The organism is Pseudonocardia wallangbongensis, assembly GCF_054486945.1.
On the sequence record NZ_JBRERS010000009.1, the window covers coordinates 127,954 to 138,496 of the forward strand.

Here is a 10,543-nt window from a genome sequence, read left to right on the forward strand (position 1 = left end):
TCCCTCCTCGCGAGCCTGTGCCTGGCAGGACGGTACGTTGATCGTGGCTGGGTCGCCTGAGTTTCGATGCGAATCGTTTGCGATCGTGAATCCGGTGGCCCGTTCAACGAAGTGACAGAAGCGTCTCCATGACCGCTGCTGCAGCGCGCTCCGCATCGTGGCAGAGCTCCTCCTGCGAGATCGGTGGCTGACGCCCGCCGTCCAGGGCTTGGACGTCGACGAGCTGTCCGGGTGCCACGTCCACGAAGACGTTGCAGAACTGCGTGTACTGCGTCGGACGGCCCACAGCGGCTGGGAAGCCCGCGACGCCGGTCGGTCCGATGTCTACTGCGAGCTGTTGATCGGAGATGAACTCGATTCCTGCAGTCGTGACCAGCCCGACCGACACGACGACAGCCCGGGTAGTGAAGCCCCTGGTCACACACATGGAGACGTCGCCAGGAAACAAGAGCGATGGGCTGCGGTCGAACCTCGGCCGCCCATCCAACCCCAGCTCCCCCCGCTGCTGCTCGGTGAGCAGGGAGCAGGGATCCACCCCATCTATCCGGACCTCCCGCGGCCGTGCCGGCGCGGAGGCCGAGGGTGCCGCCGGTTCGGGCCGCCCGCTGATCGTGGTGCACCCGGCGAGGAGTAGCAGGGCCACGACCACCACCGCACCCCGCGCCCCGGCCACCCGTGCACCGTAGCGGCCCGGTCACCCTCCGGTGGTGGATCGCTTTCGGCGCAGCCGCACCAGGCCTTCCTGGACGGTGGTGGCGACGAGAACGCCGTCCTGGCTGGTGAACCGGCCCGTGGCGAGCCCGCGGGAGCCGGAGGCTGTGGGGGAGTAGCAGGTGTAGAGCAGCCACTCGTCGGCGCGGAAGGGGCGGTGGAACCACATCGCGTGGTCGAGGCTCGCCATCTGCAGCCCGTCGCCGGGGACGTCGTGGCGGGCGACCACCGAGCCGAGGAGGGTCATGTCGCTCGCGTACGTGAGGAGGCAGACGTGGAGCAGGCGGTCGGCTGGCAGGGTGCCGTCGGCGCGCATCCACACCCGCACCGGGTCGTCGGTGCCGCCGTTCCGGGCGGCGGACCAGGCCGGCTCGTCGACGAACCGCATGTCGATCGGGCGCGGGGTGCGGGCCGGCCAGCCGGCGTCGTCGCCGCGGCTGACCCGCTCGCCGACGGTGGGGAGGGTGTCGGGTGCCGGCACACCGGTCGGCGCCGGCTCGCTGTGCTCCAGCCCGTCCTCGTGCAGCTGGAACGACGCCGACAGCGAGAAGATCGCCTCCCCGTGCTGGATCGCGAGGACGCGGCGGGTCGTGAAGGACCGGCCGTCGCGCACGCGTTCGGTCTCGTAGACGATCGGCACGCGCGGGTCGCCGGGGCGGATGAAGTAGGCCTGCAGGGAGTGGACGCTGCGGTCGTCCGGCACGGTGCGGCCGGCCGCGACCAGGGCCTGCCCCGCCACCTGGCCGCCGAAGACGCGGGTGGGGCGCTCCGGCGGGCTGACCCCGCGGAACAGGTTGACCTCCAGCTGCTCCAGGTCGAGCAGGCGGACGAGCCCGTCGAGCACGGCCTGGCCGCGAGGCACGCCGTCGGCGTCGGAATCGGGAACGGCGGGCGAACGCGTCACCGCGGCATCCTCTCAGGGCAGACTCGGCGCGTGGTCTGGGATCCCTTCGGCACGCTCGCGACGACGCTCTGGATCACCGGTGCCCAGTGGGCCGGCAAGTCCACCGTGGCCCGGATCCTCGCCCACCGGCACGGCCTCACCGCCTACCACTACGACTACCACGACGCCCGCGGCCACGACGACCGCCGCATCGCCGACCGGGTGCGTCGCGGCGAGCTGCCGGAGGGACCGGGCCTGGACGCGGTGTGGGTCGACCCGACGCCGGAGGCGATGGCCGCGACCACCCTCGCCGGCTTCCCCCGGCGCTTCGAATGGGCGCTCGACGACCTGCGCGGCCTCGTGTCCGGGCGGCCCGTGCTCGCCGAGGGCTGGGGGTTGCGCCCGGAACTCGTGGCGCCGATCGTGCCATCGCCGCGGCAGGTGGTCGTCATGGTGCCCACCGAGGAGTTCCGCCGCCACCAGCTCGCGACGCTGGAGCGGGCCGCGCACCCGCGCGAGGGCGTGCGCGACCCGGAGCGGGCGCAGCGCAACCGCGTGCAGCGCGACCGGCTGGTCGGCGCCGACGCCGTCCGGTCGGCCACGGCGCTCGGTATCCGGGTGGTCGAGGTCGACGGGACGGTGCCGGCCGAGGGCATCGCCGACCTGGTCGCCGACCACTTCGGACTCTGATCATCGAACGCCCCTCGTCTGCTGGACGAGCGGCACGTTCGGCCGATAGGACGGGACGAGAGTGCCGTCCGTCCACCTCGAAGCGGGCGGCCGGCGGGGGCGCTGTTCGGCAACGCCCTCCGTGGCATCCGTGTCCGTGTTGATCGATCTGTGAGCTGCGTGCGGCCGCCGCCCGGAGGGCGCTGAGCGGGATCTCGCAACGATCAACGCATCATGATCGGACCGACATCCGCCACGGCGCCCACCCGAGGGCAGCCACGCCCAGGTGATCATGGAGAAGCCGCCTGCTTGGCGCCGCGCGCACCCGCGCGGGCCTGCCGTGCCCGCGAACGCCACCGGAGGCCCCACCACCCCGGCAACCCCTGAAGCGGGTTGACCCTCAGGTGGCTCCTCGGTACTCGCGCTGCTCCACCGCGATCGCGCGCAGGTACCTCACCACGGTGGTGCTGCTGTCCGGGCCGAGGTCGTCCGCCACCCGGTCGAACCGGGCGAGCAGCGGGCCCAGCTCGGCCATGACGGCGGTCCGGCCGGTCTCGCTGATCTCGAGGATCACGCGTCTGCGGTCGCGCGGGTGCCGGACGCGCCGGACGTGCCCGGTGCCCTCGAGCCGGTCGACGAGCTCGGTGGCCGACGCCGAGCGCATGCCGAGCCGGTTGCCCAGCTCGACCGGTCCGAGGGGGTCGGCGGATTCGGCGAGGATGCCGAGCGCGCGCCCGCCCCGTTCACGCTGTGGCGGTTCACCAGCACCGAGGTCGAGCTGGGCGGCGTGCAGCTGCCGGAACGAGCACCGGTCCTCGTCGACATCGCCGGGATCAACGCGTCGGGAGAGGGGCCGGACCTGACGTTCGGCGCCGGCCCGCACTACTGCATCGGCGCCCAGCTCGCGCAGTTGGAGCTGCAGGCCGTGGCCGATGTGCTGGCGGCCGACTTCCCGGACGCCCGCCTCGCCGTGCCGTACCCGGAGCTGCGCCGGGTCGACCGTGGGATGCACGGCAGCCGCCTGGTGGAGCTGCCGGTGGTGCTCCGCGCCTGAGCGTCAGGCGTGGTCCTCCTCGCCGAGGCGGTGGACGCGGATGAGGTTGGTGGAGCCGATGGTGCCGGGCGGTGACCCGGCCACGATCACGACGAGGTCGCCGGGCTGGAACCGCGCGATCGACAGCATCGCGTGGTCGACCTGGCGGACCATGGCGTCCGTGGACTCGACGTAGTCGACGAGGAAGGTCTCGACACCCCAGCTCATCGACAGCTGGCTGCGCACCTCGGGGGCCGGGGTGAACGCGAGCAGCGGCAGCCGCGTGTGCAGCCGGGCGAGCCTGCGGACGGTGTCGCCGGACTGCGTGAACGCCACCAGCGCGCGGGCCGAGAGCCGCTCGCCGATGTCGCGGGCCGCGTACGACAGGACGCCGCGCTTGGTGCGGGGCACGTGGTTGAGCGGCGGGACGTGGACCGGCCCGTCCTCGACGGCCTCGATGATCGTCGCCATCGTCTGGACGGACTTGATCGGGTACCGGCCGACGCTGGTCTCGCCGGAGAGCATCACGCAGTCGGCGCCGTCGAGCACCGCGTTGGCGACGTCGGAGGTCTCCGCGCGGGTCGGCCGGGAGTTCGTGATCATCGAGTCGAGCATCTGCGTGGCGACGATCACCGGCTTGGCGTTCTCGCGCGCGATCTGGATGGCGCGCTTCTGCACCAGCGGCACGTGCTCGAGTGGCAGTTCCACGCCGAGGTCGCCGCGCGCCACCATGACGCCGTCGAAGGCGAGGACGATGGCCTCGAGGTTGTCGACCGCCTCCGGCTTCTCCAGCTTGGCGATCACCGGCAGCCGGGAGCCCTTGCTGTCCATGATCTTGTGGACGTGGTCGATGTCGGCCGGGCTGCGCACGAACGAGAGCGCGATGTTGTCGACCCGCAGGTCGAGCGCGAACTCCAGGTCGGAGCAGTCCTTGTCGGTCAGGGCCGGCACCGAGACGTTCATCCCGGGCAGCGAGATGCCCTTGTTGTCGCTCACCGGGCCGCCCTCGGTGACGCGGCAGACGACGTCGTCGCCCTCGACCTTGACCACGCGCAGCCCGACCTTGCCGTCGTCGACGAGCAGCCGGTCCTCGGGGCGGGCGTCGTTGGCCAGGCCCGCGTATGTGGTGGAGACGCGGTCGTGGGTGCCGGCCACGTCGGCGACGGTGATCCGCACCTCCTCGCCCGTGTGCCACTCGACGGGCCCGCTGGCGAAGCGGCCGAGCCGGATCTTGGGGCCCTGCAGGTCGCCCATGATGCCGACCGCATGGCCCTCGGCGTCGGCCGCGGCGCGGACCATGTCGTAGACCCGCTTGTGGTCGTCGCGGTTGCCGTGGCTGAAGTTCATGCGGGCGACGTCCATGCCGGCCTGCACGAGCTCGCGGATCCGGTCCGGTGTCGCCGTGGCGGGACCGATAGTGCAGACGATCTTGGTACGTCGGCTCACGCGGAGGAGTCTATCGCGGGAACTGAAACGATAAGGGTTGAGGTTGCGCTTCGATTCAGAAGCGAGACCTCGTCGTTCAGCCCTCGGCGCCCGTCTCCGCGACGAGCCCGGCCGCCGCGATCCCGGCGAGCGCCGCGGCCTCGTCGTTCAACGAGGTGTCCCCGCTGATGCCGACGGCGCCGAGCAACTGCCCGTCCCCGTCCCGGACGAAGACACCGCCGGGCACGGAGACGAGCTTGCCGCCGGAGAGCGCGACGAGCGTGGTGTAGAGGTCGGGTGCGGCCTCGGCGCGTGCGGCGAGCGTGCGGTTGTTCATTCCCATGCCGAGCAGACCCCAGGCCTTCGCCGTGGCGAGGTCCGGTCGCAGGTAGCCGGAGCCGTCCTGCCGGCCGAGTGCGACGGGCGCGCCGCCCGGGTCGAGCACGACGACCGTCAGGGGCTGGAAGCCCTGGTCGGTGCCGTGCCGCAGCGCGGCGGCGACGATGGTCTGGGCCTGGTCGAGGGTGATCGGCATGGGCCGATGATGCCTCAGGCCGCTCGCGTGAGCCGCAGGAGAGGGATGATGCGGTCGGTCTTGCGCTGGTAGTCGCCGAAGCCGGGGTTCGTCGCGACGACCCGCTCCCACAGCTCGTTCCGCTCGGTGCCGGTGATCTCCTCGGCGAGGACGGGGTAGGTCTCGGTGCCGACCTCGACGTCGATCTTCGGGTTCGCCTTCAGGTTGTGGAACCACGCCGGGTGCTTCGGGGCTCCGCCCGCGGAGGCAACGATGACCGTGCGCCCGTCCTCCTCGGGGAAGTGGACCAGCGGGGTGACGCGCTCGGCGCCCGACTTCGCCCCGAGGTGGTGGATGAGGATCATCGGCGCGCCCTCGAACATGCCGCCGACGCGCCCGGAGTTGGCGCGGAACTCGTCGATGATCTGCTGGTTCCAGTCGCTCACGCGACGCCTCCCGTGAAGAGCAGGATACCGGCCGCGACGATCACGGCCGCCGCTGCGAGCAACCAGAACACCAGCACCCACATTCCCCGGGGAGCCCCCGTGAGGGAGCCGAGCATGTCCGCGTCCGACGCGCCGCGGCGCCGGCTGCGTTGCAACTCGTGCACGGCCCGCAGGCTCCCGAACAGCAGGAACCAGCACAGCGCCGCAGCGAACCCGTCCTGCAGCCGGGGCTGTCCCCACCAGGCGACCGCTCCGACGAGCGCTCCCGTGGCCAGCACGGCGAAGACGCCGTACGCGTTGCGGACGTGGAGCAGCGTGGCGACGAGCAGCGCGATGGCGATCCACAGCATCAGCGCGGCCCGGTCGGCCGCCACCAGCAGGGCGCCCCCGATCCCGAGCAGCGAGGGCGCCGGGTAGCCGCCGAGGAACGTGAACACCAACCCGGGGCCGCGGCGCGCCCCGGTGGAGACGGTGAGCCCGGACGTGTCGGCGTGCAGCCGGATCCCGGTGAGGCCGCGCCCGGCGACCACCGCCACGAGCGCGTGTCCGCCCTCGTGGGCGATCGTCACGACGGTGCGCGTCCACCGCCACGACGCCGTCCAGCTCACGGCCACCAGCGCGAGCGCCGCGGCCAGCAGCACGGTGGGCCGCTCGTCGAGGAGCACGGTGACGGAGTCGAGGGCGCGTTGAAGCGTCGCCGTGCCGTCACCCACACGAGCAAGTCTGGCACGGGTGCGGAATCGGCCTTGACCTTCCAGCCGCTGGAGACTCCAGGATCGGGTTCATGGCCGAGGAACCCCTGCTGACGATCGGGCAGCTCGCCCGCCGCACCGGCGTGCCGGTGCGCACCATCCGGTTCTGGTCCGACGAGGGCGTGCTGCCCGAGACGGACCGGTCGTCCGGCAACTACCGCCGGTACGACGGCCGGGCGGTGGCGCGGCTCGACCTCGTCCGCACGCTGCGCGAGCTCGGCATGGGCCTGGACGACATCCGGCTCGTGCTCGAGCGCAGGCGCAGCGTCGAGGACGTGGCCGCCGCGCACGTGCAGGCCATCGACCACCAGATCCGCGTCCTGCGGACCCAGCGCGCCGTGTGCACGCTGCTCTCGCGGGGCGCCCCCTCCGCACGGAAGGCAGCTCTCATGAACGACCTCGCCCGGCTCTCCGCCGCCGAGCGCCAGCAGATGATCGACGAGTTCGTGGACGCCACGTTCGCCGGCACCGACCCCGACGCCCCCGGCGCCGGGATCGCGGACAACATGCGGACCCTCCCGACCGCACTCCCCGACGAGCCGACCACCGAGCAGGTGGAGGCGTGGGTGGAGCTCGCCGAGCTCGTGAACGACCCGGCGTTCCGCGCGCGGGCCCGGGAGATGGCCGTCGCCGGTTCGGAGGCCGGCGGTGACCAGCCGCAGTTCGACCCGGCACCGATCGTCGAGCACGCCGGCGCCGCGGTCGCCGCCGGCACCGCGCCCGGCTCACCCGAGGGCCAGGCCGTCCTCGCCCGGATCATCGAGCCCGGCATGGACGGGGCGGCCCGCGACCGGCTGGCCGACACGATCGAGACCTTCACCGACCGCCGCGTCCACCGCTACTGGGACCTGCTCGGGATCCTGAACGGCTGGGGCCGCGCTCCGTCACAGGTCGAGCCGTTCGAGTGGTTCGCGGAGGCGCTCCGGGCGCGCTAGCTGCAATCCCGCTCAGTCCTTGCGGCCCGTGAGCGCCAGGCCGGCGCCCATCACGATCAGGGACACGCCGCCGATGCCGCCCATCCAGCGCAGGCGGCCCGGCGAGGTGGCGAACCAGGTGCGCGCCGTGCCGGCCGCGAGGCCCCATGCGCTGTCCAGGGTGGCGGCGATCATCGCGAAGAGCAGCCCGAGCACGAGCATCTGGGTGGTCGGGCTGCCCGCGGCGGTGTCGACGAACTGCGGCAGCACGGCCGCGAAGAACACCAGCACCTTGGGGTTGGTGGCCCCGACGATGACGCCCTGCAGGTACAGCCGCCGGTCGGCGGCCGTGGTGGGCTCGCCGAGCCGGGCGATCAGGTCGCCGCGCCTGCGGATCGTCTGCACGCCGAGGTAGACGAGGTAGGCCGCGCCGACCAGCTTGAGCGTCGTGAAGATCGCGATCGACTGCGCGGCGATGGCGCCGAAGCCCAGCGCCACGACGAGCACCACGAGCGAGGCGCCGGTGGTGTTGCCCGCGACGCTCGCCAGCGCCGCCCGCCTGCCGTGCGCGAGGGCGCGACCGACGATGAACAGCACGCTGGGCCCGGGGATGATCACGAGGATGACGCCGGCGACCGTGAACGCCAGCAGGGTCTCGACGGAGGGCACCAGGCGACGGTAGCGGCGCGGACCGGGCGCGTCGCCCGGATTCCGCTTCCGTGCGAAACCTCAGGACAGCTTCGCCACCACGAACGACTCCGGCGGGAGCGTGAGGACCGCCCCGTCCCCCTTCGCAGGTTCGGACGCCAGGAGGATCCGGTCGATCGGCGCCTCCAGGTCGAGGGTGACTGCGTCGGGGCCGAGGTTGCAGGCCACCCGCAGCGCGCCGCGGTGCAGCACCACGGTGCGCGCGGCGTCGTCGCCCCCGACGCCCACGTCGTCGAGCCACGGGTCGGACAGCTCCGGCCACTCCTTGCGCAGGGCGATCAGCTCCCGGTGCATGCGCAGCAGGGTGGCGTGCGGTTCCTGCGCGGGCTCGTCCCAGTCGAGCTTCGAGTCGAGGAACGTGGCATCGGCGTTCGGGTCGGGGACCTCGGCATCCCCCCAGCCGTGCTCGGCGAACTCCCGCCGCCGTCCCTCCCGCACGGCGTCGCGCAGCCCCTCGTCGGGGAAGTGGGAGAAGAACTGCCACGGGGTGCGGGCCCCCCACTCCTCGCCCATGAACAGCATCGGCGTGAAGGGGGAGCAGAACACGAGCGCGGCGCCGCAGGCCAGCAGGCCGGGGGAGACGGTCTGGCTGAGCCGGTCGCCGGTGGCCCGGTTCCCGATCTGGTCGTGGTTCTGCAGGTAGGCGAGGAAGCGGTGGCCGGGGATGCGACGGGTGTCCACCGGCGCGCCGTGCGCCCGCTCCCGGAAGCTCGACCACGTGCCCTCGTGGAAGAACGCGCGGGTGAACACGTGCGCGAGGCCGGTGATGCCGGCGTTCGCGAAGTCGGCGTAGTAGCCCTGGGACTCCCCGGTCAGCACCGCGTGCAGGCTGTGGTGGATGTCGTCGCACCACTGCGCGTGCAGCCCGTAGCCGCCGCCCTCGCGCGCGGTGACCAGCCGCGGGTCGTTGAGGTCGGACTCCGCGATGAGCGACAGCGGGCGGCCCGCGTGCGCGGACAGCGCCTCCACCTCGACCGCCATCTGCTCCAGCAGGTGCGTGGCGCGGCTGTCGTGCAGCGCGTGCACGGCGTCGAGCCGCAGCGCGTCGACGTGGAAGTCGCGCAGCCACATGAGCGCGTTGTCGATCGTGTACCGGCGCACCTCGTCGGAGTGCGGCCCGTCCAGGTTGAGCGACGGTCCCCAGATGTTGCTGCCCGCGAAGTAGGGGCCGAAGCGGTCCAGGTAGGCCCCCGACGGACCGAGGTGGTTGTGGACGACGTCGAGCACCACGCCGAGCCCGCGCGCGTGGCAGGCGTCGACGAAGCGCTTGAACGCGTCCGGCCCGCCGTAGTTCTCCGTGACGGCGTACCAGCCGACGCCGTCGTAGCCCCAGTTGCGCGGCCCGTCGACCGCGTTGACCGGCAGCACCTCCACCATGTCGACGCCCAGCCCGACGAGGTGGTCGAGGCGCTCGACCGCCGCGTCGAAGGTGCCCTCGGGTGTGAACGTGCCGATGTGCAGCTCGTAGAGCACGCTGCCCGGCAGCTGGCGGCCGGTCCAGGCGCGGTCGGTCCAGAAGAAGGCCCGGTCGTCGTACACCCGGGACGCGCCGTGCACACCGGTGGGCTGCCAGCGCGAGCGCGGGTCCGGCAGCGGCTCCTCGTCGTCGTCGAGCAGGAACGCGTACGCGGTGCCGGGCGCCGCGTCCTCGACGGCGGCCTGCCACCAACCCGCGGGATCGGGAGACATGTCGTGCGGGGTGCCGTCCACCAGCACCCGGACGCGTTGGCGCTGCGGCGCCCACACGGCGAAATCGGTCACGTCCGCCGATATTGCCCGGCGCGCCGGCAACACGCCCGGCGGCCCCGTGTGATGCCGCCCATCGCAACGCCCTGTCCCGGCCGGTGGTCGCTCCATAGGGTGAGGTGCATCCGGAGAAGGGGGAGCGAGAATGGCTCGGGTGCTGGTCCTGACGGGTGACGCCGCCGAGGAGCTCGACTCGATGTACCCCGTGTTCCGCCTGCGCGAGGGTGGCCACGAGGCGGTCGTGGCGGCCCGCACGACCCGGGCCGTGAAGCTGGTGGTCCACGACTTCGAGCCCGACTGCGATGCCTACACCGAGAAGCCCGGCCACCTGCTGCCGGTGGACGTGGCGTTCGCCGACGTGCGGCCCGAGCAGTACGACGCGCTCGTGATCCCCGGTGGGCGGGCCCCGGAGTACATCCGCGCGGACCCGGACGTGGCCCGCATCGTCACGCACTTCTTCGAGCGCGGGCTCCCGGTCGGCACGATCTGCCACGGCGCGCAGGTACCGGCGGCGCTCGGGCTCCTGCGCGGGCGCACCACGGCCGCGTTCCCGCCGCTGCAGGCCGACATGGAGCAGGCCGGCGCCACGTTCGTCGACGGGCCCGACGTCGTCGACGGCGCGATGGTGTCCTGCCGCGGCTGGCCCGATCTGCCCGAGTGGTCGCGCGCGTTCATGCAGGTGCTGGAGAAGGCGAGCGTTCCGGCCTGACCGCCGCTACAACTCTGGTGGTGGCACACGGAC

General features: G+C 72.7%; 13 protein-coding genes. 4 read left to right on the forward strand and 9 right to left on the reverse strand.

Features of this window, described 5'->3' with window-relative positions:
• Positions 1-103: 103 nt before the first annotated feature.
• Positions 104-673 (reverse strand): DUF3558 domain-containing protein, encoded by a 570-nt coding sequence (locus ACU436_RS28810; protein ID WP_459030114.1) that lies wholly within the window; start codon positions 671-673, stop codon positions 104-106.
• Positions 674-694: 21 nt separating this feature from the next.
• Positions 695-1,615, reverse strand: coding sequence for an acyl-CoA thioesterase (locus tag ACU436_RS28815; protein ID WP_459030115.1), 921 nt, complete (start codon positions 1,613-1,615; stop codon positions 695-697).
• A 30-nt stretch (positions 1,616-1,645) separates the two neighbouring features.
• Between ACU436_RS28815 and ACU436_RS28820 the strand changes: the two genes are divergently transcribed.
• A complete protein-coding gene (locus ACU436_RS28820) occupies positions 1,646-2,284 on the forward strand; it encodes a hypothetical protein (RefSeq protein WP_459030116.1) in 639 nt (212 codons plus the stop codon).
• Positions 2,285-2,663: 379 nt separating this feature from the next.
• Here the strand turns inward: ACU436_RS28820 and ACU436_RS28825 are convergent, their stop codons facing one another.
• The gene (locus ACU436_RS28825) at positions 2,664-2,945 is read right to left on the reverse strand and encodes a MarR family transcriptional regulator (protein ID WP_459030355.1); all 282 of its coding nucleotides are present in this window, start codon (positions 2,943-2,945) and stop codon (positions 2,664-2,666) included.
• Between ACU436_RS28825 and ACU436_RS28830 the strand changes: the two genes are divergently transcribed.
• Positions 2,856-3,317, forward strand: a complete 462-nt coding sequence (locus ACU436_RS28830) for a hypothetical protein (RefSeq protein WP_459030366.1) — start codon at positions 2,856-2,858, stop codon at positions 3,315-3,317. The genes ACU436_RS28825 and ACU436_RS28830 overlap by 90 nt on opposite strands.
• Before the next feature lie 3 nt (positions 3,318-3,320).
• Here ACU436_RS28830 and pyk read toward each other — a convergent pair whose 3' ends face one another.
• The 4 genes from pyk to ACU436_RS28850 form a co-directional block, all read right to left on the reverse strand.
• On the reverse strand, positions 3,321-4,742 hold the full coding sequence (pyk, locus tag ACU436_RS28835; protein WP_459030117.1) for a pyruvate kinase: 1,422 nt from the start codon (positions 4,740-4,742) through the stop codon (positions 3,321-3,323).
• A gap of 76 nt (positions 4,743-4,818) precedes the next feature.
• Positions 4,819-5,256, reverse strand: coding sequence for a GlcG/HbpS family heme-binding protein (locus ACU436_RS28840; RefSeq protein ID WP_459030118.1), 438 nt, complete (start codon positions 5,254-5,256; stop codon positions 4,819-4,821).
• 14 nt (positions 5,257-5,270) lie between these two features.
• Entirely contained in the window at positions 5,271-5,681 is a 411-nt protein-coding gene (locus ACU436_RS28845; protein ID WP_459030119.1) for a nitroreductase family deazaflavin-dependent oxidoreductase, read from the reverse strand.
• On the reverse strand, positions 5,678-6,394 hold the full coding sequence (locus tag ACU436_RS28850; RefSeq protein ID WP_459030120.1) for a M50 family metallopeptidase: 717 nt from the start codon (positions 6,392-6,394) through the stop codon (positions 5,678-5,680). Before ACU436_RS28850 ends, ACU436_RS28845 begins: the two co-directional genes overlap by 4 nt.
• A gap of 71 nt (positions 6,395-6,465) precedes the next feature.
• On the opposite strand from ACU436_RS28850, the gene ACU436_RS28855 reads away from it, so the two are divergent.
• Positions 6,466-7,368, forward strand: coding sequence for a helix-turn-helix domain-containing protein (locus ACU436_RS28855; protein WP_459030121.1), 903 nt, complete (start codon positions 6,466-6,468; stop codon positions 7,366-7,368).
• Positions 7,369-7,380: 12 nt separating this feature from the next.
• On the opposite strand, the gene ACU436_RS28860 is transcribed toward ACU436_RS28855, so the two are convergent.
• Together ACU436_RS28860 and treZ are read right to left on the reverse strand one after the other, a co-directional pair.
• On the reverse strand, positions 7,381-8,016 hold the full coding sequence (locus ACU436_RS28860) for a LysE family translocator (protein ID WP_459030122.1): 636 nt from the start codon (positions 8,014-8,016) through the stop codon (positions 7,381-7,383).
• Positions 8,017-8,076: 60 nt separating this feature from the next.
• Positions 8,077-9,816 carry a malto-oligosyltrehalose trehalohydrolase gene (gene treZ / locus ACU436_RS28865; RefSeq protein ID WP_459030123.1) on the reverse strand — a complete coding sequence of 580 codons (1,740 nt, stop codon included), beginning with the start codon at positions 9,814-9,816 and terminating at the stop codon, positions 8,077-8,079.
• A 130-nt stretch (positions 9,817-9,946) separates the two neighbouring features.
• On the opposite strand from treZ, the gene ACU436_RS28870 reads away from it, so the two are divergent.
• Positions 9,947-10,510 (forward strand): DJ-1/PfpI family protein, encoded by a 564-nt coding sequence (locus tag ACU436_RS28870; RefSeq protein WP_459030124.1) that lies wholly within the window; start codon positions 9,947-9,949, stop codon positions 10,508-10,510.
• Positions 10,511-10,543: the final 33 nt, after the last annotated feature.